Source organism: Actinacidiphila guanduensis (assembly GCF_900103985.1).
GTDB lineage: Bacteria > Actinomycetota > Actinomycetes > Streptomycetales > Streptomycetaceae > Actinacidiphila > Actinacidiphila guanduensis.
On sequence record NZ_FNIE01000010.1, the window covers coordinates 44554 to 68123 of the forward strand.

A 23570-nucleotide genomic window follows, 5' to 3' on the forward strand; every position below is an offset into this window, starting at 1 on the left:
CCCACCTTGCTCGCCCGGCTCACGCGCAGAGTTCCTCGTACACCGCCAGCACGCTGCGGGCCTGCTGCTCCACCTGGTCCTCGACGGGGACCCAGCGGGGGCGGTAGGCCGCCTCGTAGGCCGCGCACCAGGCGTCGACCAGTTCGGTCACGGCGGGCACGGCGGCGACCCGGCGCAGCATCGCGGCCGCGCGCAGCGGGATGCGCTGGGCGTAGACCTCGATGCTGGTGACGCGCGCGGTGGTCATCTCGGGCAGCGGGGCGGCGTCCGGCGGGCGCAGCGCCGGGTCCCACTCGGCCGACAGCTGCGGGCCGATGGAAACCAGTTCGCGGACGGTGCGCAGGATCGGCCCGTCGGTGCCGACCAGTTCGGGATCGACGCGGGCGAGCACGCGCGCCACGGTGGGCAGATCACGGCGCAGCGCGGCCCCCGCGGTCCGCAGGGCGTGGTCGGCGTCGGGGTGCGGGGTGGTGTCGGCGGAGCGGTCGCACGCCCACATCGGCACCTCGACGATCGCGGTCACCCCGTCGTAGCGCTCGGCGTGCGTCCAGGTGGAGTGGGCGCCGTCGCCGGCGGCCGGGTCGGAGGCGGGCGGCATCACGTAGACACCGGGGCCCGGGCTCGGCCACTGGAAGGCGTCGGAGGAGCCGGACTCCAATGGGATGTCCAGCTCCGCGGCCGACTTGCCGATCCGCTCGGGCACCCCCGGCACGTCCCTGGTCAGCTGCACGAAGCTGCCGCCGACGTCTATGGCGTGCAGCGAGCACTGCAGCGCGGGCCGCAGCGCGTCGAGCAGGCCCACCAGCGCGCGCGTCTCGGGGAGCGCGGCACTCTGCACGGCGCCGTCGTGCGGCAGCCACTCGGGCTGCTCGGCCGCGCACGGCCGGAAGAAGTGCTCGTAGTGCCGGCGCAGGGTGTAAGGGCCCTGCAGCCAGGGCTCGTTGAGCGCGGCGCCGTCCGGGTCGATGCACAGCAGGAAGTGCCATGCGCTGCCGTCGTCGATGCCGCGGTCGCGCCCGTCGGCCAGGCGCTCGGCGAGGTGGAGGGCGGTGGCGCCGCCCACGGCGGCCTCGTTGGCGTGCGGACCGGCCACCACCAGGATGTTGCGGGGCCCCTGACCCACCGTCAGCATCATCAGCGGCCGTCCGGCCCGGGACCTTCCGACCTCCGCCAGTCGGCACACTCCGGGATATCGCAATGTGAGCAGACGCGCACGTTCAGTGACTTCTACGGTCGACGGATATCGCTCTCTCGTCACAGCAATCCCCCTGCACAGCGGGCCCCCTGTGCCCGCATCCCGCGACTTTCGAGCCGGTTCCGTTAGTAGGTCACGGCACTGCGGGGGTGTCAACGGTGCTACCTGGCCCCGCGCGCACTTGGGCCGGACACGCTCGGTCTCCAGGTCGCGGCGGTGCGTATCCGAGCAGACGCGCCGGATCGGACGCGGCGGCGCGGACCCGGACTGCCAGCGGCACAGCGGGCGGTGCCGCAGCCGCACAGCCGGTCGCCCGGTCTGCGGTCACGCCCCGCCATGGGCCGAACTCCCGGCGACACCTGCACGCCCGGACGTTCTTGCCGCGGACTTCCGCGTCCGCGTGCGGTCACCGGCAGGCGCCGAATCGCCTACGGCGGTCGGCCCGCATTCCGGACCGCGATCACCGCACATCCGGTACGCCGGAGGAAGGACCCGCACCCGCGCGCGGACGCACCCGGCATCCCCGATGACGTCCGCCGACCCTCCCCCCAGGACGCGAGCCCGTCGCCGTACGCCCGCCGAGGCCGCCGCTTTCCCGCCGTTTCGACCGTTTTCCGACGGACCCGCGCACTTGTACGGCAGGCGGCCGTTCCGAAACCTCGCACCGGCCGGAGGCCGTAACTCCTGTTCCCCGTGCGGGGCCGCGCTACGCGCCGGGGCGGCTGGGACCGCCGGAGCACGATGCGCCCGAGGGCGCGCGACCGGGCCGAACCGGGCGGCGGCCGCACCCTGCCGCACCCTGCCGCGGCCCCGACAATGGCCCGACCACGCCCCGACCACGGCCCGGGGCCCTGCCGACAGTCCTCCCGAGTTCCCGCCCGGCCCGCCGACGCGTTGCCCGGCAATTCTCCCGCGGCTGCCATGCGGAGTTCCTTACGAAACAGGGACGGCAGGCCCGTACCGACCGGGCGGCCATGGTCACTGTCAGTGGTCGGTGTCAGACTCGGGTGCATGAGCAGCGCATCCGCATCCGGGCCGGGCCCCTCGGCCGTACCGTCCGCGCCGCCGCACCCGGCGCGGCGGCGGATCCTCGTGGTGGACGACGACCCCACCGTCGCCGAGGTCGTCGCCGGCTACCTCGACCGGGCCGGATTCGCCGTGGACCGGGTCGCGGACGGCCCCGCCGCGGTGGCGCGGGCGGCCGCCCGCCGGCCGGACCTGGTGGTGCTCGACCTGATGCTGCCCGGTATGGACGGGCTGGAGGTGTGCCGCCGGATACGGGAGGCCGGCCCGCTGCCGGTCGTGATGCTCACTGCGCGTGGCGACGAGGACGACCGCATCCTCGGTCTGGAGGTCGGCGCGGACGACTACGTGACGAAGCCGTTCAGCCCGCGCGAGCTGGTGCTGCGGGTGGAGTCGGTGCTGCGCCGGGCCGGCAGCCCGCCCGACACCGGCCCGTGGCTGCGCTCGGGGCCGCTCGCGCTCGACCCGGCGGCCCGGCGCGCCCTGCGCGAGGGCGCGGAGCTGGCGCTGACCATCCGGGAGTTCGACCTGCTCGCCTTCTTCCTGCGGCACCCGGGCCGGGTGCTGGGCCGCGAGGAGCTGATGCGCAGGGTGTGGGGCTGGGAGTTCGGCGACCTGTCCACGGTCACGGTGCACGTCCGCCGGCTGCGCGAGAAGATCGAGTCCGATCCGGCCCGGCCGCGGATGATCAGCACGGTGTGGGGCGTCGGCTACCGCTTCGACCCGCAGCCGCCCGGGCCCGGCGGCGCGACCCGGGCCGAGGAGGCTCCCGCCGAACCGGCCCCGGGCGGCGCGGAGGGCGCCGGCGGGACCGGCGGGACCGGCCGGGCCGACGGGAGGGGCCATGAATAGCACGCTGCAGATCGCCGCCTACGCCTCGGTGGGCGCGGTCGCCGTCGGCCTGGTCGGCGCCGGGGTGCTGCGGCTGCTCCGGCACCGCTCGGTCGCGCTGTCCCTCGCCGTGGTCGCGGTGGTCACCGTGGCGGCGATGCTCGCGGGCACCTTGTCGGTGGCCTGGGCGATGTTCCTGTCCGAGCACGATCTCGGCGTGGTGACGACGGTGTGCGCGATGGCCGCGGTGGTCTCCCTCGCGGTGACGTTCGTCCTGGGCCGCAAGGTGGTGGCGGGCAGCCGGGCGCTGGCCGCGGCCACCCGCGCCTTCGGGGACGGCGACGCCTTCGCGCCGCCCGCCGAGGCGCCCACGGCCGAACTCGCCGAGCTGGGCCGGGAACTCGCCGCCACCAGCGCGAAGCTCGCCGCGGCCACGCAGCGCGAGCGGGCCCTGGAGGCGTCCAGGCGCGAACTGGTCGCCTGGATCTCGCACGACCTGCGCACGCCGCTGGCGGGCCTGCGGGCGATGACCGAGGCGCTGGAGGACGGCATAGCGGAGGACCCGGCGCGCTACCACCGGCAGATCCGGGCCGAGGTGGACCGGCTCAGCGGCATGGTCGGCGACCTCTTCGAGCTCTCGCGCATCCAGGCCGGCGGCCTCTCCCTGACCCCCGCCCGCATGTCGGTGTACGACCTGGTCGGCGACGCCCTTGCGGGCGCGAACCCGCTGGCCGCCGAGCACGGGGTGCACCTGGTGGGCGAGGGCGTCGAGCAGGTGCCGATCGAGGTCGACGGGCGCGAGATGACACGGGTGCTGGCGAACCTGCTGACGAACGCGATCCACCGCACCCCCGCCGACGGCACCGTCGCGGTCTCCGCCCGGCACGACGCCGAGAACGGTTCGGTCGTGGTCTCGGTCACCGACGGCTGCGGCGGCATACCCGCCGACGACCTGCCGCGCGTCTTCGACACCGGCTGGCGCGGCACGGGCGCCCGTACGCCTCCGGCCGGCGCGGGCCTGGGCCTGGCGATCGTGCGCGGCATCGTGGAGGCCCACCACGGCCGCGCCACGGTGCGGAACGTCCCCGGCGGCTGCCGCTTCGAGGTCGCCCTCCCGGCGGCGTCCCCGGTGCGCTGACGGTCCTGTCCGGCAGGGTCCCGCGTGTTCGGCCGGGCCCGGCCCACCGTCCACGGGCGGCCCCAGTGAGCCGGCGCCCGTCCGGGAGGTCCCGTCCGATAGGTCCCGTCCGATAGGCAGAGTCCCGCACGCCGCCGCTGCCGGGCACAGGCCAACCACCCCCTGCTCTCGGCGGTGGTGCCCCGCACGCCCGCAGTACCCGGGGGCGCCCTATAGGGGGGCGCCCGGCCCCGCCATGGGCGGTGGAGGCTCCGCCTGCCCTCGGCAGGGGCCCCACCCTCCTGCCGTCGGGCGTGGTGCCCTCGCGCCCGCAGTGCCGCTCGTTTCCACGGACTGCCCGGCGGACGGGCTCCGGCCCGCCCTCGCGGGCGGGACCGGGAGGGCCGGGGTGGGCGGTGAGGCGGCGCCGGGAGTGGTCAGCGCAGGGCCGGGGTCTCCAGGGTCAGGCTCGGGGGCACGGAAGGGTCGGCGGGTGCGTCCAGCACCGCCGGGACGCCGAGTGGGATGGTGAGCGTGGACGGGCTGTGCCCGAAGCCGAACTCCTCGACGATCGGCACGCCGAGCGGCCCGAGCAGGTCGAGGAAGAGGGCGCGCACCTCCTCGTAGGGCCCGCAGTCGGCCCAGGAGCCGAGGAGGATGCCGCAGACGCCCTCGAACCAGCCGGCCCGCAGCAGTTGGGTGAGGATGCGGTCCAGCCGGTAGGGCTCCTCGCCGACGTCCTCGATGGCGAGCAGGCCGCCGCCGGCCGAGGGGCGGGCCCAGGGGGTGCCGAGGTCGGCGGCGAGCAGGCTGACGCAGCCGCCGAGGGTGACGCCCTGCGCGCGGCCGGGCACCAGGGTGCGGGCGGTGGCCGAGGTCAGGCGCAGGGTGTCCTCGGGGGTGAACAGCACGTCGTGCAGGCCCTGCCGGGTGGGGCCGTCGGTGAGGAAGGTCTCGGCGGCGGTCATCGGCCCGTGCAGCGTGGCCAGGCCCAGGCGGGTGGCGAACGCCTCGTGCAGGGCGGTGATGTCGCTGTAGCCGACGAACGCCTTCGGCGGCACCGCGCGCATCTCGTCCCAGTCCAGCAGGTCCACCATGCGCTGCACCCCGTAGCCGCCGCGGGCGCACAGCACCGCGGAGGTGTCGGGGTCGCACCAGGCGTCCTGCAGGTCGTCGGCCCTGGCCTGGTCGGTGGCCGCCAGGTATCCCGAGGGGTGGCCGTCCAGCACGTGCGGGGCGACGTCCGGCTCCAGTCCCCAGCCGCGCAGGACGGCCAGACCCGCCTCCAGCCGCTCGCGCGGCACCGGCCCGCTGGGGGCGACGATCGAGACCCGGTCGCCGGGGGTGAGCCGCGGCGGCCGGATCAGTGCGGGCACGGGCACCCCGACGACGTCGGAGACCCGGCGCAGCCGCTCGGTCATACGGTCAGCTCCAGCTCCGGGACGCCCTCGGCAGTGAAGCCGAACACCCGCCCGTACAGGGCGAGTTCGGACTCCAGGCAGGTCACCATCGTCTCCAGCCGGCGGAAGCCGTGGCTCTCGCCGGCGAAGGTGAGGTACGCGTGCGGCACTCCGCGCCCGGCGACCGCGGCCAGGAACCGCTCGCACTGCACGGGCGGGCAGATCACGTCGTCCAGCCCCTGGAGCAGCAGGAAGGGGACGCTGATGCCGGCCGCCTGGTTGACCGGCGAGCGGTCGTGGTAGCGCTGCGGCACCTCGTCCACCGGGCCGACCAGGGACTCCAGGTACTGGGACTCGAAGTCGTGGGTCTCCCCGCCGTTCTTCGACCAGCCGGTCAGGTCCAGGATCGGGTAGAGGACGGTGCCGCAGGCGTAGGTGGAGGTGCCGGTCAGGGCGGCCGCGCTCGTCCAGCCGCCCGCGCTGCCGCCGCGGATCGCCAGCCGCGCGGGGTCGGCGGCGCCCTCGGCGACCAGTCCCTCGGCGACGGCCCCGCAGTCCTCGACGTCCACCACGCCCCACTGCTCCCGCAGCCGGTTGCGGTAGGCGCGGCCGTAGCCGGTGGAGCCGCCGTAGTTGACCTCGGCGACGCCGATGCCGCGGGAGGTGAAGTAGGCGATCTCCAGGTCGAGGACCATGGCGGCGCGGCTGGTGGGGCCGCCGTGCACCCAGATCACGTAGGGGGCCGGGCCCTCGCCCCGGATCGCGGGGTTGCGCGGCGGGTAGACGTGGGCGTGAACTTCGCGGCCGCCGGGTCCGGTGAAGGTGCGGGCGTGGGCCTCGGGCAGGTAGGCGGGGTCCACGGTGTCGTGGTGGGCGCTGCCGATCACGCGGGTGCGGCCGGTGGCGGTGTCCAGCTCGACGATCTCGTGCGAGGTGCGGGCGCTCGCGGCGACCCCGACGACGCGGTGGCCCGTGGCGGCAAGCGTCGGGCTCCACTCCGTCCAGGGCCCCACCGCGTCGGTGACCTCGCCGGTGACCGGGTCGAGCAGCCCCAGGCGCGGGCCGCCCACCCCGTGCAGCACGGCGACCAGGCCGTCGGGGAGCGGGCGGAACCAGCGCTGGCCGAGCCGCCACAGCGCGCCGGCGAACTCCTCGGCCCGCGGGCAGAGGTTGACGGCCTCGCCGGTGACGGGGTCCACCCGGTGCAGGTTCCACCAGCCGGTGCGGTCGGTGGCGGCGAGCAGGGTGCCGTCGGGCGCCCACTCGGCCTGCGCCACCGACTCCTCGGGGCCGCCGATGAGGGTGCGGGCCGCGCCCAGGCGGCCGTCGGGGCCCACCTCGGCGATCCGCAACTCGGTGCCGTCCCACGGCATGAGCGGGTGGTCCCAGGCGAGCCAGACCGCCCGGGTGCCGTCCGGGGAGAGCCGCGGGGCGGTGACGAAGCGGTGCCCGGCGGCAGCCAGTTCGCGCACGGCGGCCCGGTCCTCGGCGGCGGAGCCGTCCAGCGGCACGGCGGCGGCCACCCGGCGGCAGTCGCTGGGCCCCTCGCCGGTGAACTCCTCCATCACGGCCCAGACCTCGCCGCGGTCGGCGTCCACGCTCAGGTCGGCCCAGCGCAGGCCGCCGCCGACCGCCGAGAGCGGGGTGAGGGGGCGCGGCTCCCGCCCCGCGGCGTCCGGCGCGTCCGGGCGGAAGGCGTACAGGCGCTGGTCGGCGTGGTGAACGAAGACGACCAGCAGGGAGCCGTCGACCACGGCGCCGGCCCAGGGCGTGCCGCCGTACTCGATGACGCGGCTGCGCACGTTCCACGGGGCGGGCAGCGGGACCTGCTCGGTGCCGTCGGGCAGCAGCCGGACCAGGGCGCGCCTGCCGCCCTCGGCGGGGCGGGGCGCGGTCCACCACACCTCGTCGCCGATGGTGCCCACGTACTCGGGACTGCCGTCGTGCGCGGCGGCGGTGGCCGCGTCGATCGGCGAGGGCCAGGTGCCGTAGGGGGCGCGGGAGATGGCGGGGGTGGTCATCGGGCCGCCTCCTGGCGGGTCGGGCCGGCGGGGCTCCCGGCGGTGCCGGTGCGCAGCAGGAAACGGTCCAGGACGCGGACGCCGAAGTGCAGGGCCTCGACCGGCACCCGCTCGTCCACCCCGTGGAAGAGCGCGTTGTAGTCGAAGCCGGGCGGCAGCTTCAGCGGCGAGAAGCCGTAGCCGGTGATGCCGAGCCGGGAGAACTGCTTGGCGTCGGTGCCGCCGGACATGCAGTACGGCACCACGTGCGCCCCGGGGTCGAAGTGCTCCAGCGCCTCGCGCATCGCGGCGAAGGACGGGGAGTCCACGGGGGCCTGGAGGGCGACCTCCTTGTGGTGGTACTCCCAGCTGACGTGGGGGCCGGTCAGGGCGTCCAGGGTGGTGGTGAACTCCTGCTCGCCGCCGGGCAGTACGCGCCCGTCGACGAAGGCGGTGGCCGAGCCGGGGATGACGTTCACCTTGTAACCGGCGTCCAGCATGGTGGGGTTGGCGCTGTTGCGGACCGTGGGGCGCACGAAGGTCGCGGCCGGGCCGAGGGCGTCGACCAGCGCGTCCACGCCCTCGGGCGTCTCCAGGTCGGCGGGCAGGCCGTGCAGTTCGGCCAGCGCGGTGAGACTGGCGCGCACGGTGGGGGTCAGCCGCAGCGGCCAGCGGTGCTCGCCGATGCGGGCGACGGCGGCGGCCAGGTGGCTGACCGCGTTGTCCCCGTTGACCTTCGAGCCGTGGCCGGCCTTGCCGCGGGCGGTCAGCCGCAGCCAGGCGGTGCCGCGCTCGCCGGCCGCGACGGGGTAGATCCGCAGGGTGTCGCTCGCGTGGAAGGTGTACGCGCCGGACTCGCTGATGCCCTCGGTGCAGCCCTCGAAGAGCTCGGGGTGCTTGTCGGCGAGGAAGCCCGAGCCGTAGGAGGCGCTGTCCTCCTCGTCGGCGGTGAAGGCGAGCACGATGTCGCGGGCCGGGCGGCGGCCGGTGCGGGCCCAGGCGCGGACAGCGGCGAGCACCATCGCGTCCATGTTCTTCATGTCGATGGCGCCGCGACCCCACACCACACCGTCGCGCACCTCGCCGGAGAAGGGGTGCACGCTCCAGTCGGCGGCCTCGGCGGGCACGACGTCCAGGTGGCCGTGGACGAGCAGCGCGTCGGCGGCCGCATCGGTGCCGGCGATGCGGGCCACCACGTTGGCCCGGCCGGGCGCGGACTCCAGGATCCGCGGCTCGATGTCGGCGCCGGCGAGCTGCTCGGCGACATATTCGGCCGCGGGGCGCTCCAGGCCGTCGCCGCCGCCGCGGTTGGTGGTGTCGATGCGGATGAGGTCGGAGGTGAAGCGGACGACCTCATCCAGCGCCTGCGCGTCGGTGCCCGCGGCGCTGTCCTGCCCGGCGGCGCCGGGGATCTGCTCAGCCATACTGCTCCTCCACGGCCTGGGAGACGAGGGTGGTGACCGCCTTGAAGGCCCGGATGGCCTCGTACATCGTCGGCAGGGTGTAGGCGACCCGGCGCTCGCCGGAGTGCGCCACGCCGGGTACCGCGGTCGCGGCGCCGGCCAGGTGCACCGCGTCGAACTCCAGCTCCACGGTGAACGGCCCGCCCTGCGCGGGCTCGTGGCGCACCGCGAGGGCGGCGGCCTCGGTGGCGGCGGCCCGGATGTCGGCCGCGGTGCGGGCCGGCGGGCGGCAGATCGCCGCGTACCGCGAGACGTAGTCCTTGACGGCGACGCCCTTGGCCCCCGGTGCGTATCCACGCGCGTCAACCACGGTGCGGTCGTCACCGGTGACCAGGACGACGGGGACCCCGTACTCGGCGACGACCAGCGCGTTGAGCCGGCCCTCGCTCGCCTGCTGTCCGTTGACCCACACGCCGGTGATGGAGTTGGCGAGGTAGGTGTGGGCGAGGACGCCCTCGGTGCCGGCGCCGGTGTGGTAGCCGACGAAGGCGATGCCGTCCACATCACCGTGCTGGACGCCCTCGACCATGGACAGCTCCTTGTGCCGCCCGGTGAGCATCTGCGCCCGCTCGTCGAGCTGCTCCAGCAGGAGGTTGCGCATGGTCCAGTGCGCCTCGTTGACCAGCACCTCGGTGGCACCGCCGTCGAAGAGGCCGGCGATCGCGGCGTTCACGTCCGAGGTGAACATGTGGCGGCAGCGCTGCCACTGCTCGCTGCCCGGCAGGACGTCGGCCGGCCACGTGACACCGGTCGCGCCCTCCATGTCCGCCGAGATCAGGATCTTCGTCATGGCACGTCACGTTACGCGGCCCGGACCGCGCCGTGCCAGAGCCCCATCCGCCCTGTGGACAACTTCAGAGGTCTAGACCGGTCAAGATTGCCCCGGAGACCGGGGAAACCCCTTGCGACCTGCCTTTTCCCCGGGGGCAGCGGCGGCGGGCCACCGCCCGGTCGGACTCCCCGCGCACGTCGGGGCCGCCCTGCCGCCGCCCTGACCCGGCGCGGCCCGAACTGCCCTGCCGTCGCGGCAGGTTCGATCCCGCGCGGCCGGGGAAGACGCGGATACGGCGGGCCTGCCCGGCGGTAAATGCGTGGCGGATCGGCGCCGTCCGTGGTTCGTTGTGCTCGGTGCAGTGCCGTCCGGCGGCCGTCCGCGGCGCCGCTCGCCGGCATGCGCCCGCGCGGGAGCAACCACTCCCGCCGTGCTAGCGTCCAAACCCTGTGTTCGGACTCTGACCTCCCCGTGCGGACGGGCGGGCCCGGGTCCGATCCCGCCGGACGGGACCCGGCCGGGAATCCGCACCCGCTATCGGAAGAGGGCACGTGACCACCTGGCAGCCTGCGCGCCTCGCCGCCGTCCGCGGCCCCAGGGCCCTCCTCCAGCGAGTGGACCTGCGCAGCCCCCTGGTGGTCGCCACCGCCCTCTCCGCGGTGCTGCACGTGCTGTGGGCGTTCTTCCTCGCCAAGGACTCCGGCGACATGGCCGCCCAGTACGCCTGGACGGAGTTCATAAAGGCGCACCCCTCCGCCACGTACAACCTGTCGTGGTACGGCGGCATGCACCCCGCCTCCTACAGCATCCTCTCGCCCTATGTCATGGCCGCGCTCGGGGTCCGCGCCACCGGCGTGCTCGCCGGCACCCTGTCGGCCACCCTCGGGGCCGCGCTGATCGTCCGCGCCCGGGTCCGGCGCCCCATGATCCCGGTGCTGTGGACGACGTTCGCTCTTTGGTGTGACGCCGTCTCCGGCCGGGTGACCTTCGAGCTCGGCATGCTCTTCGCCATGGCCGGCACGGTGCTGCTCTTCCCGGCCCGCAAGGCCGAGCGCGGGCGCCCGCCACGGCTGCTGACGGTCACCGCGATGGCCGCGCTGGCGACGATGTGCAGCCCCGTGGCCGGCCTGTTCCTGATGGTGGTGGCCGCCGCCCTCTTCCTGACCGGCCGCCGCAAGGAGGCCTACCTGGTGGCCGCCGCCCCGCCGGTGGTGGTCGGCGCGACCTCGCTGCTCTTCCCGTTCTACGGAGTGCAGCCCTTCGCCTGGTACTTCGCGATCATCCCGTTCGCGGTGGCGGTGGCCTGCGCGCTCGCCGTGCCACGCGCCTGGAAGGCGGTGCACCTGGGCTCCTGGGCGTACGCCCTGGGCGTGGTGCTCACCTTCGTGATCCCCTCCCCCATCGGCAGCAACGTCGAGCGCCTCGCGCTGCTCTTCGGCGGCACCGTGCTGCTGATCGTGGCCATGGCCACCACCTGGGGCACCAAGCGCTCGGTCCTGCTGTGGCTGGCCTTCGCCGGCGCCGCCGCCTGGCAGATCGCCACGCCGATCGTCGACCAGGTGAACACCTCCTCCGCCTCGGTCGCCAGCTACCACGCGGCCCCGCTGATCGACGAGTTGAAGGACCTGCACGCCGACCGCGGCCGGGTCGAGGTGGTCCCCTTGCGCTCGCACTGGGAGGCCTCGGGCCTGTCCCCCTACGTCAACCTGGCCCGCGGCTGGAACCGGCAGGCAGACGTCGAGCGCAACCCCCTCTTCTACGACGGCACCCTGACCGCCGACACCTACCACGACTGGCTGCGCCGCTGGAGCGTCGACTACGTGGTGCTCCCCTCCGCCCAGCCGGACACCGCGGCGGTCGCCGAGGCGAAGCTGGTGGCCGCCCAGCCGCCGTGGCTGAGCCTGGTCTGGGAGGACGCCGACTGGCAGGTGTACCGCGTCGCCGACCCGCTGCCGATGGCCGACCACCCGGCCCGGGTGGAGCAGGCCGGGCCCGCGGAGCTGACGGTCACCATGCCGCACAGCGGCTCGGTGCTGCTGCGCATCCCGTGGTCGCCGGTCCTGGGCATCGAGGGCGTCACCGACAGCAAGCACGGCTGCCTGGCGCCGGACGGCGACTGGACCCGGCTGTACGCCCCCGAGGGCGGCACCTACCGGATCGGCGGCTCCTACGCCCTGATCCGCGGCACCCAGTGCGACAAGGCGCAGATCCAGGACGGCACCGGGCGCGAGCCCGCCAAGCACTGAGCCCCGCCCGAACGGCGGCAGGCAGACGGCGAAGACCCCGGCGGCGGGCCCGCACCCATGGGTGGTGCGGGCCCGCCGCCGGGGCGTGAGGGGACTTCCCGCGGAGCAGCCGGGGGGAGGAGCCCCGGAGCGCGAAGGGCCCGAATCCGGGGCCCGTCCGCAAAACGGCGTGCCGCAGTGGCTAGTCCGCGTGCCCGAGTTGCAGGTCGCGCTCCGTGCGGCCGCCGCCGGCGACCTGGAGCACGGTCGCGACCGGCGGGTAGCCGGCGGCGATGACGGTGTACTCGCCCGCCGCCAGGTCGACGAAGCGGAAGTGGCCGTCGGGGCCGGTGGTCACGGAGTCCACGACGTTGCCCGCCGCGTCCAGCAGCGTCACCCGCGCGTCCTCCACCAGGCGGCCGCCGGGGGCCCGCACGGTGCCGCGCAGCACCGCGCCGCCGGCCAGTTCGACGTCCTGGCGGGTCTCCCGCGAGGCCTGCACGGAGACCGGCAGGGCGGCCGGGCGGAAGCCGGGCGCGCTGGCGGCCAGGGTGTACTCGCCCGCCACCAGGTCGGTCAGCGCGTAGCCGCCCTCGCGGTCGCTGCGGGAGGTGCCCACGACATCGCCACGCACGTCGGTGAGGGTGACGATCGCGTCCCGTACCGGGGTGCCGTCGGCGGTCTGGACGCTGCCGGCCAGCCGCCCGGCGCCGCCGAGCACCACGTCGAGCTCGACCGGGTGGTCGGCGACGGTGACGCTGACGGCCTGCGGCTGGTGGCCCCCGGCCGCGGCGATCAGCACGTAGCTGCCGGCGCCGGGGGTGCTCAGCGCGTAGCGGCCGTCCTCGGCGGTGGCGCCGCGGCCGACCTGGTGGCCGGAGCCGTCGATGAGGGTGAGGGCGGCGCGGCCGACGGAGGTGCCGTCGGAGTGCTGGACGGTGCCGCACACCGGTACGCCGCCGCCGCGACGGGCGCCGGGGACGCCCGCGTCGTGCGGGGGCGCGGTGAGGGTGGCGGTGGCCGGGCCGGCCGATCCGTACACCGGGTCGCGGCCGGTGCCGGGGTCGTGGCCGGGCTCGTAGCCGGGTTCGAACGCCGCCGGGGCGGCGGGGCCGTGCTGGGTCACCAGAGGTTTCTCCTTGAGCAGGAAGGCGAGGGCGAAGCCGAGTACCAGGACCGGCACCAGGTAGAGGAAGATCCGCGGCATGGCCTCGGCGTAGGCCGCGACGTATCCGTCGCGGACGGCCGCGGGCAGGGTGCGGACCAGCTGCGGGGTCACCGACTGGGGGTCGGGGAGGGCGGCGCCGTGCGGCAGTTCGACGGCGAGGCGGTCGCCCAGGCGGTTGGCGAACAGCGTGCCGAAGACGGCCGCGCCGACCGAACCGCCGATCTGCCGGAAGTAGTTGTTGGCGCTGGTGGCGGAGCCGATGTCGGAGGGCCGCACGGAGTTCTGCACGGCGAGCACCAGGACCGGCAGGATCATGCCGATGCCCAGGCCGAGGACGGCCATGTAGACGCTGTACTCGGGGCGGCCGGTGTGCGCGTCCAGCCGGGACAGCAGGTACATGCCCAGGGCGGACAGGCCGCCGCCGACGACGGGGAAGACCTTGTAGCGGCCGGTGCGGCTGATCAGCTGGCCGCCGGCGATGGAGGCGGCGACGACGCCGAGCATCATCGGCAGCATGAGCAGGCCGGAGCCGGTGGCGCTGGCGCCGTCGACCATCTGCAGGAAGGTCGGCAGGTAGCTGGCGGCGCCGAAGAGGGCGACGCCGACCACGGCGCCGATCATGGCGCTGGTGTTGAAGACCCCGTCGCGGAACAGCCGCAGGGGGATCACGGGTTCGACGGCGAAGCGCTCCACGACGACGAAGAGCAGCGCGCAGACGGCGGTGGCGATCCCCAGGCCGATGATCTCCCGGGACCGCCAGCCGTAGGTGGAGCCGCCCCACGTGGTGAGCAGCACCAGGCAGGTGGAGCCGGCGGCCAGCAGCAGGGCGCCCAGGACGTCCAGGCGCGGCCGGGCCTTGGGGCGGGGCAGCTTGAGCACCAGGGTGATCACCAGGAGCGTGACCAGGCCGAAGGGCACGTTGATGGAGAAGCACCAGCGCCAGGAGGCGTGGTCGGTGAAGAAGCCGCCGAGCAGCGGTCCGGCCACCGAGGCGACGCCGAACGCGGCGCCGATCAGGCCCATGTAGCGGCCGCGCTGCCGGGGCGGCACGATGTCGGCGATGATCGCCTGGACGCCGATCATCAGCCCGCCGCCGCCGACGCCCTGGATGGCGCGGAAGGCGATCAGCTCGTTCATCGTGCGCGACCAGGCGGCCAGCGCGGAGCCGACGACGAAGACCAGGATCGCGAACTGGAAGACGCCCTTGCGGCCGAGCAGGTCGCCGAGCTTGCCGTAGATGGGCAGGCCGATCGTGGAGGCCAGCAGGTAGGCCGTGACGACCCAGGACATGCGGTCCAGGCCGTGCAGTTCGCCGACGATCTTCGGCAGGGCGGTGGCCACGATCATCTGGTCGAGGGCGGCCAGCAGCAGGGCGAGCATGAGGCCGAGGAAGACCAGGCGCAGCCGGCGCGGGCTGAGCGGCACGGACCCGGCACCGGGGGCGGCGGTGCCGGCGGTGTCGGCGGCCTCCTCGGCCGCACCGCCCGCGGCTGCGGGGGCGCCCTCCTGGGGCGGTCCGGCAGCCGGGCTCGCGGTCGGACCCGCCGCATCGAGGCCCGCGGCGGCGACCTGCTCCGGTGCGATCTGTGCCGCACCGCCCCCCACCTCGTCCTTCGCCGCGGCCGCATGCCCGGCCAGCGTGCTGGAACTCACTGCCACTCCCCTCGTCGCACCTGCTTCGCCACCGTCTCCCGCATGAGGCGACAACGACGGACAGGTGCGACGAGTCTCAGGAAGCCGGCAAAACCACCCGTATCAGTGAATGATCGCGAAACCGGCCGAGTTCCCGGGGAGTTAGGCGCCCGGCTGCTTCTCGACGCTCGCGGCGAGATTGGCGAGGACCTCGTCCTGGATCCGGTTGAGGCCCTTGGGTGCGAAGGTGCGCTCGAAGAAGCCGCCGACGCCGCCGGCGCCCTGCCAGGTGGTCTTCACGACGACCTTGCTGCCCTCGCCCTCCGGCGTCACCGTCCATGCCGTCACCATCGAGGAGTTGCGGTCGGTCTCGACGAGCTGCCCGTCGGCGGGGGCGGTGACGTCGAAGAGGCAGTCGCGGACCCGCTTGCTGGTGGCCTGCAGGCGCCAGTGCACCACGGTGCCGGCGCCCTGGCCGCCCTCGCGGACCTCGTACTCGCTGTACTGCGCAGGAAGCACCGACCGGCGGGTGCCCGCGTAGTCGGAGAGGGCGGCGTACACCCGCTCCGGTTCCGCGGCGACGATCCGCTCGGTGGTGGCTTCGACCAGCGCCATGGTTACTCCTGTCTCCTGCGGACCGGGGCGGGCGGCGCTGCTGCGCGCCTTGCCCCGCCGGCCGGTCCCGCGCCTTCGCGCGTGTTCTTCACGCGACACCCCAAGCCAACCACACCCGGTTTTCGAATCTGTGTTCTATTGTGGACGAGGGGCCGGCCCGCGGCCCCGGGGGCGGACGACGGAAGGAGGGCGCCATGCGCTGGGACGGGCTGAGCGCCGAGGACTCCGCGGGAGCGCTCTTCGGCACGTCGGCGGTGACCACCAGGACCTTCGACACGCCGGGCTTTCGCGGCATCACGTTCCACGAGGTGCGGGCGAAGTCGATCCTCAACCGGGTGCCCGGCACCTCGCGGATGCGCTTCGAGTGGACGGTGAACCCGTACCGGGGCTGTTCCCACGCCTGCGTGTACTGCTTCGCGCGCAAGACGCACAGCTACCTCGACCTCGACACCGGCCACGACTTCGACTCGCAGATCGTGGTGAAGGTGAACGCGCCGGAGCTGCTGCGCCGCGAACTCGCCTCCCCCCGCTGGCAGGGCGAGCACGTCGCCATGGGCACGAACGTGGATTGCTACCAGAGGGCCGAGGGTCGATACCAATTGATGCCCGGCATCCTCACCGCGCTGCGGGACCGGGCGAACCCCTTCTCCATCCTCACCAAGGGCTCGCTCATCCTGCGCGACCTCGAACTGGTGCGGCAGGCCGCACGGGTCACCTCGGTGTCCATCGCGCTGTCCGTCGGATTCCTCGACGGCGAGCTGTGGCGCAGCGTCGAACCGGGCACGCCTTCCCCCGAGACACGGCTCGCGGTCTGCCGCACCCTCGCGCAGAACGACATACCCACCGCGGTCCTGATGGCCCCGGTGCTGCCCTTCCTCAGCGACTCCCCCGAGCAACTGCGGGCGGCAGTGCGGGCGATAGCCGCCGCGGGCGCCACTTCGGTGACCCCGCTCGTGCTCCACCTGCGGCCGGGCGCCCGCGAGTGGTACACCGCCTGGCTCGCCCGCACCCACCCGCACCTGCTGCGGCGCTACGAGGCGCTGTATGCGGGCGGTTCGTACGCGCCGAAGTGGTACCAGCGGCGGATCACCCGCCAAGTGCACGAGTTCGCCGCGGAGTTCGGCTGCGGCCCGGCGGCCGGCTTCCGCGCGGACGCCCGCCGGGAGGCGGCCGGCCGAACGGACGCCGGGAACTCCGGGGACGCCGGGGACGCCGGGGACGCCGGGGACACCGAGGACCCGGGCCCGCCGTCCGGGCAAGGGCATGCGCCCAGCGCGCCCGAGCCCACCCAGCTCACCCTGATGTGAGGCAGCCGCTCATCTGTGAGTGCCCCACATCACCTGGGCGCGAGGGCTGGCGCTCAAGTTACCCGCGAGTTATATTCGAGGGACACGTTCGGCGGATGGTGACGCAGCCGCCGGACGGTCGCCGTTGTCGGTTCGGCAGATCGCGGCGCGGCCCCGGGACAGGGCCGTGCCTCTTCCGCGGGCGTGTCTGCGCGCCCCGCGACTCCACCTCAACCCCCTTGCCGTGCGCGCCCGTTGCGCCCGCGGAAGATCGCACCTGGAGTCACGCGATGGACCGTCCGACGTCTTCCGTTCCCGCCCCCCTTCCCTCCGTGGTCGCCGTCATCGGCCTGGGCACCATGGGCACCGGCATCGCCGAGGTGCTCACCTGCGCCGGGCACGAGGTGATCGGCGTCGATGTCAGCGACGCAGCCGCCCGCCGGGCCGCCGCCGCCCTGTCCGCCCGCACCGAGCGGGCCGTCGCGCGCGGCCGGCTCTCCGATTCCGAGCGGGCCGACGCGCTCGCCCGGTTCCGCACCTTCCCCGACCTGGGCGCGGCCGCCGCGGCCGATCTCGTCATCGAGGTGGTCGACGAGCGCTACGACGTCAAGCGCGAGGTCTTCACCGCGCTCGACGGCCTGCTGCGGCCCGAGGCGATCCTGGCCACGGGCACCAACGCCCTCTCCGTCACCCGCCTCGCCGCCGAGACCTCCCGCCCGGACCGCGTGCTCGGTCTGCACTTCTTCGCGCCCGCGCCCGCGATGCGGCTGGTGGAGGTGGTCTCCACCGTGCTCACCTCCCCGGAGACGACCCGCGCGGTGACCGGCCTGGTGCGCTCCCTGGACAAGGAGCCGGTGCCGGTCGGCGACCGCCCCGGCTTCATCGCCGACGGCCTGCTCTTCGGCTACCTCAACCAGGCCGCCGCGATGTACGAGTCCAGGTACGCCACCAGGGAGGACATCGACGCGGCCATGAGGCTGGGCTGCGGCTTGCCGATGGGCCCGCTGGCGCTGCTCGACCTGATCGGCACCGACACCGCGACCACCGTCCTGGAGGCGATGTACGAGGCCACCCGGGACCGCCTGCACGCCCCGGCGCCGGTGCTGCGGCAGCTGTCCGCGGCCGGGCTGCTCGGCCGCAAGTCCGGCCGCGGCTTCTACACCTACACCGCCCCGGGCTCCGGCACTGTCGTGCCCGACGCGGCCTCGCCGCCCGAACGGCCCGCGACGGGCACGGGCCGCCGGGTGCGGCGGGTGGGCGTGGCCGGCTCGGGCACCATGGCGACCGGTATCGCGGAGGTGTTCGCCAAGGCGGGCATGGACGTGGTGCTGGCCGCCAGGACGCCGGAGAAGGCCGAGCGGGCGGTGGCACGCCTGGCCGCCTCGCTGGACCGCTCGGTCGCCAAGGGCCGTATCACCGCGGAGCAGCGCGAGCAGGCCGTCGCCAGGGTCACGCCCACCGGCGCGTACGACGCCTTCGCGGACGCGGATCTGGTGGTCGAGGCGGTGGCCGAGGACCTGTTCGTCAAGCAGGAGCTGTTCCGGGTGCTGGACAAGGTGTGCCGGCCGGGCGCGGTGCTGGCGACGACGACCTCCTCGCTGCCCGTGGTGGCGATGGCCCGCGCCACCGGCCGGCCGCAGGACGTGGTCGGCATGCACTTCTTCAACCCGGCGCCGGCGATGAAGCTGGTCGAGGTGGTGCGCACGGTGCTGACGGCCGAGGACACCGCCGCGACCGCCCGCGAGGTGTGCGCGGCGCTCGGCAGGCACCCCGTGGACTGCGGCGACCGGGCCGGCTTCATCGTCAACGCGCTGCTCTTCCCGTACCTGAACAACGCGGTGAAGATGCTGCAGGACCACTACGCGAGCGTGGACGCCATCGACGCGGCCATGAAGCTGGGCGGCGGCTACCCGATGGGCCCGTTCGAACTGCTCGACGTGGTGGGCCTGGACGTCTCGCTCGCCATCGAGCAGGTGCTGCACGAGGAGTTCCGCGACCCGGGCCTGGCACCCGCGCCGCTGCTGGAGCACCTGGTCTCGGCGGGCTGCCTGGGCCGCAAGACCGGCCGGGGGTTCCGCGAATACGCCCACCGGTGAGGGGCGTGTTACGTTCCCCACATGTCTCAGCCTGTGAAGTCCGCCGCACCCGACACCGCCAGCGGCCGCCGGGCGGCGGCCCAGCGCCACCGGGTGCGGCGGGACATCGCCACGGCGGCCATGCGGCTGTTCGCGACGCAGGGCTACGAGGCCACGACCGTGGACGAGATCGCCGCCAGCGCGGGCGTCGCCCGGCGCACCTTCTTCCGCCACTTCCGCTCCAAGGAGGAGGCGATCTTCCCCGACCACGACGACACGCTGGTGCGGGTGCAGGAGGTGCTGGACTCCGCCGACCCGCGCGAGCCCCCGCTGGACACGGTCTGCCGCGGCATCACCGAGGTGCTGCGGATGTACGCCTACATGCCCGAGGTCTCCGTGGAGCGCTACCGGCTGACCCGCGAGGTGCCGACGCTGCGGGAGCGCGAGATCGCCTCGGTGGCCCGCTACGAGCGGCTCTTCACCCGCTACCTGCTGGGCCACTTCGACGAGGGCGCCCAGCGCGACGGCGACGACGACCCGCTGCTCGCCGAGGTGGCCGCCTCCGCGGTGGTCGCCGCCCACAACCATGTGCTGCGGCGCTGGCTGCGGGCGGGCGGCAAGGGCGATGTGGAGGCGCAACTGGACCACGCCTTCGACGTCATCAAGGCGACGCTGGGCACCGCGATCGGGCCCGGCCGGATACCCGCGCGGGCCGCCTCGGCACCCTCGGTCTCCCGGCAGGGCGAGGTGGTGGTGGCCGTGGCCCGCACCGACGCCTCGCCGGCGGAGATCATGCGCAGCATCGAGGACGCCCTGCGCCGGGCCTGAGACCCGCCGCACCCCTGCGGAAGCGCACTACCAGGCCGCCCGGACCCCCGGGCGGCCTTTGTGTTGCTCATCTGGGGCATCAGGGTGACACTTGAGAGAAATTGTTGGCACCCAGTGTCTTTACCAGTGACACCCGGTGCCATACGGTAAGGCGAACAGTCCGGAGGGACGGTGTCCGCCGATCCCCCGCGCGCCGCCTGTCCCCGGCGCCCGGACCGCCTGCGTCACAGGCCCGAAGCGGGCGCCTCAACGAGGCCCGCACCCCACCACCCGTCCAGTACCACCGTCACACGTACCGCCGAACCGACGACGGCGCACCGGCTCCACCCCCGACACACCAGCAGACCGCGCCCCCGCACCGAGTCCGACGTGCGGGGACGCATCGCCGGAGGCGAGTGACATGACGAGTTCCACCAAGGAAATCCTGGACGCGATCCTCGCGCCCGACACCTCCCCCGCCGACTACGCGGCCCTGCCGCTGCCGGCCTCCTACCGCGCGGTCACCGTGCACCGGGACGAGGCGGAGATGTTCGCGGGCCTGGAGACCCGCGAGAAGGACCCGCGCGCCTCGCTGCACGTGGACGAGGTGCCGCTGCCCGAACTCGGCCCCGGCGAGGCGCTGGTGGCCGTGATGGCCAGCTCGGTCAACTACAACTCGGTGTGGACCTCGATCTTCGAGCCGGTCTCCACCTTCGCCTTCCTGGAGCGCTACGGCCGGCTGTCCCCGCTCGCCGCCCGGCACGACCTGCCGTACCACGTCATCGGCTCCGACCTGTCCGGCGTGGTGCTGCGCACCGGGCCCGGCGTCAACAAGTGGCACCCCGGCGACCGGGTCGTCGCGCACTGCCTGAGCGTGGAGCTGGAGTCCGCCGACGGGCACAACGACACGATGCTCGACCCCGAGCAGCGGATCTGGGGCTTCGAGACCAACTTCGGCGGGCTCGCCGAGATCGCCCTGGTGAAGTCCAACCAGCTGATGCCCAAGCCCGCGCATCTCACCTGGGAGGAGGCCGCCGTCCCCGGCCTGGTGAACTCCACCGCCTACCGGCAGCTCGTCTCACGCAACGGCGCCGGCATGAAGCAGGGCGACAACGTGCTGATCTGGGGCGCCAGCGGCGGACTCGGCTCCTACGCCACGCAGTTCGCGCTGGCCGGCGGCGCCACCCCGATCTGCGTGGTCTCCAGCGCGCGCAAGGCCGAGCTGTGCCGCGCGATGGGCGCGGAGCTGGTCATCGACCGCAGCGCCGAGGACTACCGGTTCTGGAAGGACGAGAACGAGCAGGACCCGCGCGAGTGGAAGCGGTTCGGCGCCCGCATCCGCGAACTGACCGGCGGCGAGGACGTGGACATCGTCTTCGAGCACCCCGGACGGGAGACCTTCGGCGCATCGGTCTACGTCACGCGCAAGGGCGGCACCGTCGTCACCTGCGCCTCCACCACCGGCTACCGGCACGAGTACGACAACCGGTACCTGTGGATGTCGCTCAAGCGGATCATCGGCTCGCACTTCGCCAACTACCGCGAGGCGTGGGAGGCCAACCGCCTGATCGCCAAGGGCCGCATCCACCCCACCCTCTCGCGCACCTACCCCCTCGCCGAGACCGGCCAGGCCGCCTACGACGTCCACCGCAACCTGCACCAGGGCAAGGTCGGCGTCCTCGCCCTGGCCCCCAACAAGGGCCTCGGCGTCACCGACCCCGCGCTGCGCGCCCGCCACCTCCCGGCCATCACCCGCTTCCGGAACGCGTGAGGAGGGCCCATGGGCGAGAAGCAGATTCCGGACGCTGCCCGCGACCGAACGGTTCCCCGCGCGAGCGAGCCAAAGGGGGCGCCGGTGTCGAAAGCGACGAGCGACGAGCGATGGGGGTCCCCCCGCCGAGGGCAGGGGGAGAGCGCTGGAACGAGGAACGTCGACACCGGTGACAAGCCCCCGGAGGCGAGCGAGCACAGAAAGCAGCGGGACCGGCCGTGGCTGATGCGGACCTACGCCGGGCACTCCACGGCCGAGGCGTCCAACGCGCTGTACCGGCGGAACCTGGCGAAGGGCCAGACCGGGCTGTCGGTCGCCTTCGATCTGCCGACGCAGACCGGGTACGACCCCGACCACGTGCTCGCCCGCGGCGAGGTGGGGCGGGTCGGGGTGCCCGTGGCGCACCTGGGCGACATGCGGCGGCTCTTCCAGGACATCCCGCTGGACCGCATGAACACCTCGATGACGATCAACGCCACCGCCATGTGGCTGCTCGCGCTGCTCCAGGTCGTCGCCGAGGAACAGGGCGCCGACGTCGCGCGGCTGCAGGGCACCACGCAGAACGACATCGTCAAGGAGTACCTGTCCCGCGGCACCCACGTCTTCCCGCCCGGCCCCTCGCTGCGGCTGACCACGGACATGATCGCGTACACCGTGCACGCGATGCCGCGCTGGAACCCGATCAACATCTGCAGCTACCACCTGCAGGAGGCCGGTGCCACGCCGGTGCAGGAGATCGCCTACGCGATGGCCACCGCCGTCGCCGTGCTGGACGCCGTCTTCGCCTGCGGCCAGGTGCCGCCCGAACGGCGCGGCGAGGTCGTCGCCCGGATGTCCTTCTTCGTCAACGCCGGGGTGCGCTTCGTGGAGGAGATGTGCAAGATGCGCGCCTTCGGCCGGATCTGGGACACCCTCACCCGTGAGCGCTACGGCATCCGCGACCCCCGCCAGCGCCGCTTCCGCTACGGCGTGCAGGTCAACTCCCTCGGCCTGACCGAGGCGCAGCCGGAGAACAACGTCCAGCGGATCGTGCTGGAGATGCTCGCCGTCACCCTGTCCAAGGACGCCCGCGCCCGAGCGGTCCAGCTCCCGGCCTGGAACGAGGCGCTGGGCCTGCCCCGGCCCTGGGACCAGCAGTGGAGCCTGCGCATCCAGCAGGTGCTGGCGCACGAGAGCGACCTGCTGGAGTACGAGGACCTGTTCGCCGGCAGCCGCGTGGTGGAGGCCAAGGTGGACGAGCTGGTCGAGCGGGCCACCGCGGAGATGGCGCACATCGAGCACCTGGGCGGCGTGCTGGCCGCGGTGGAGTCCGGCTACCTGAAGTCGCAGCTGGTCGCCTCGCACGCCGAGCGGCGGGCCAGGATCGAGTCGGGCGAGGACAAGGTGGTCGGCGTCAACATCCACCAGGACACCGAGCCCAACCCGCTCACCGCCGACCTGGAGACGGCCGTGCTGGCCGTCGACCCGGCCGACGAGGCGCGCGTGGTGGACGCGCTGCGCGCCTGGCGGGCCGAGCGTGACGTCGAGCGGACCGCCAAGGCGCTCGCCGGGCTGCGGTCGGCCGCCGAGGGCACCGAGAACCTGATGGCCGCGAGCCTGGAGTGCGCCAGGGCCGGGGTGACCACCGGGGAGTGGGCCGGGGTGCTGCGGGAGGTCTTCGGCGAGTTCCGCGCCCCCACCGGCGTGCGGAGCGCCCCCGTCGCCGCCCAGGGCGAGGCGGGCGCCGAACTCGCCGAGGTGCGCTGCTCGGTGGCCGCCACCGCGGCCGAACTCGGCGACGCCCGGCTGCGGCTGCTCGTCGGCAAGCCCGGCCTGGACGGGCACTCCAACGGCGCCGAGCAGATCGCGGTACGGGCCCGCGACGCCGGCTTCGAGGTGGTCTACCAGGGAATCAGGCTCACCCCCGAGCAGATCGTGGCCGCCGCCGTCGCCGAGGACGTGCACTGCGTGGGCCTGTCGATCCTGTCCGGCTCGCACACCGCCCTGGTGCCCGACGTGCTGGAGCGGATGCGGCGGGCCGGCGTCGGGGACGTGCCGGTGGTGGTCGGCGGCATCATCCCGGCCGCCGACGCCGAGCAGTTGCGCGCCGCCGGTGTGGCGGCCGTCTTCACCCCCAAGGACTTCGGTATCACCGGGATCATCGGCCGGATCGTGCAGGAGATCCGGCGCGCCAACAAGCTGGAGGTCTGA

14 protein-coding genes and 1 pseudogene are annotated in these 23570 nt (G+C 74.1%); 8 read left to right on the forward strand and 7 right to left on the reverse strand.

Annotated features, from left to right (window positions below):
- Window positions 1–19 precede the first annotated feature (19 nt).
- Window positions 20–1258: a M14 family zinc carboxypeptidase gene (locus BLR33_RS22055; protein ID WP_245771581.1), complete on the reverse strand. Its 1239-nt coding sequence runs from the start codon at window positions 1256–1258 to the stop codon at window positions 20–22.
- A 948-nt stretch (window positions 1259–2206) separates the two neighbouring features.
- On the opposite strand from BLR33_RS22055, the gene BLR33_RS22060 reads away from it, so the two are divergent.
- Both BLR33_RS22060 and BLR33_RS22065 read left to right on the forward strand, forming a co-directional pair.
- A complete protein-coding gene (locus BLR33_RS22060) occupies window positions 2207–3070 on the forward strand; it encodes a response regulator transcription factor (protein ID WP_093786301.1) in 864 nt (287 codons plus the stop codon).
- A complete protein-coding gene (locus tag BLR33_RS22065; RefSeq protein ID WP_093786302.1) occupies window positions 3063–4187 on the forward strand; it encodes a sensor histidine kinase in 1125 nt (374 codons plus the stop codon). The genes BLR33_RS22060 and BLR33_RS22065 overlap by 8 nt, the downstream gene beginning before the upstream one ends.
- A 416-nt stretch (window positions 4188–4603) precedes the next feature.
- On the opposite strand, the gene BLR33_RS22070 is transcribed toward BLR33_RS22065, so the two are convergent.
- The 4 genes from BLR33_RS22070 to BLR33_RS22085 are packed head-to-tail and all read right to left on the reverse strand — an operon-like array spanning window position 4604 to window position 9819.
- Window positions 4604–5587, reverse strand: coding sequence for a S66 peptidase family protein (locus BLR33_RS22070; protein WP_093786303.1), 984 nt, complete (start codon window positions 5585–5587; stop codon window positions 4604–4606).
- On the reverse strand, window positions 5584–7587 hold the full coding sequence (locus BLR33_RS22075) for a S9 family peptidase (RefSeq protein ID WP_093786304.1): 2004 nt from the start codon (window positions 7585–7587) through the stop codon (window positions 5584–5586). The genes BLR33_RS22070 and BLR33_RS22075 overlap by 4 nt, the downstream gene beginning before the upstream one ends.
- Window positions 7584–8990 carry a M20/M25/M40 family metallo-hydrolase gene (locus tag BLR33_RS22080; protein ID WP_093786305.1) on the reverse strand — a complete coding sequence of 469 codons (1407 nt, stop codon included), beginning with the start codon at window positions 8988–8990 and terminating at the stop codon, window positions 7584–7586. The genes BLR33_RS22075 and BLR33_RS22080 overlap by 4 nt, the downstream gene beginning before the upstream one ends.
- Window positions 8983–9819, reverse strand: coding sequence for a M55 family metallopeptidase (locus BLR33_RS22085; protein ID WP_093786306.1), 837 nt, complete (start codon window positions 9817–9819; stop codon window positions 8983–8985). The genes BLR33_RS22080 and BLR33_RS22085 overlap by 8 nt, the downstream gene beginning before the upstream one ends.
- Window positions 9820–10352: 533 nt before the next feature.
- Between BLR33_RS22085 and BLR33_RS22090 the strand changes: the two genes are divergently transcribed.
- Complete coding sequence (locus BLR33_RS22090; protein ID WP_245771582.1) at window positions 10353–12047, forward strand: MFS transporter; 1695 nt, start codon at window positions 10353–10355, stop codon at window positions 12045–12047.
- Window positions 12048–12228: 181 nt separating this feature from the next.
- Here the strand turns inward: BLR33_RS22090 and BLR33_RS22095 are convergent, their stop codons facing one another.
- Together BLR33_RS22095 and BLR33_RS22105 are read right to left on the reverse strand one after the other, a co-directional pair.
- Entirely contained in the window at window positions 12229–14847 is a 2619-nt protein-coding gene (locus BLR33_RS22095) for an MFS transporter (RefSeq protein WP_322987180.1), read from the reverse strand.
- A 141-nt stretch (window positions 14848–14988) separates the two neighbouring features.
- Window positions 14989–15441, reverse strand: a complete 453-nt coding sequence (locus tag BLR33_RS22105; RefSeq protein ID WP_093786308.1) for an SRPBCC family protein — start codon at window positions 15439–15441, stop codon at window positions 14989–14991.
- 194 nt (window positions 15442–15635) lie between these two features.
- Here BLR33_RS22105 and BLR33_RS22110 point away from each other — a divergent pair, with 194 nt between their 5' ends.
- From BLR33_RS22110 to BLR33_RS22130, 5 genes and pseudogenes are all read left to right on the forward strand, one after another.
- On the forward strand, window positions 15636–16748 hold the full coding sequence (locus tag BLR33_RS22110) for an Rv2578c family radical SAM protein (RefSeq protein WP_093786309.1): 1113 nt from the start codon (window positions 15636–15638) through the stop codon (window positions 16746–16748).
- A 269-nt stretch (window positions 16749–17017) separates the two neighbouring features.
- Window positions 17018–18823 (forward strand): 3-hydroxyacyl-CoA dehydrogenase family protein, encoded by a 1806-nt coding sequence (locus BLR33_RS22115; protein ID WP_093786310.1) that lies wholly within the window; start codon window positions 17018–17020, stop codon window positions 18821–18823.
- A 21-nt stretch (window positions 18824–18844) separates the two neighbouring features.
- On the forward strand, window positions 18845–19630 hold the full coding sequence (locus tag BLR33_RS22120; protein ID WP_093786311.1) for a TetR family transcriptional regulator: 786 nt from the start codon (window positions 18845–18847) through the stop codon (window positions 19628–19630).
- Window positions 19631–20030: 400 nt separating this feature from the next.
- Window positions 20031–21380, forward strand: coding sequence for a crotonyl-CoA carboxylase/reductase (gene ccrA / locus BLR33_RS22125; protein WP_093786312.1), 1350 nt, complete (start codon window positions 20031–20033; stop codon window positions 21378–21380).
- A 204-nt stretch (window positions 21381–21584) separates the two neighbouring features.
- Window positions 21585–23570: pseudogene (locus tag BLR33_RS22130) on the forward strand (methylmalonyl-CoA mutase family protein); the annotation flags it as partial.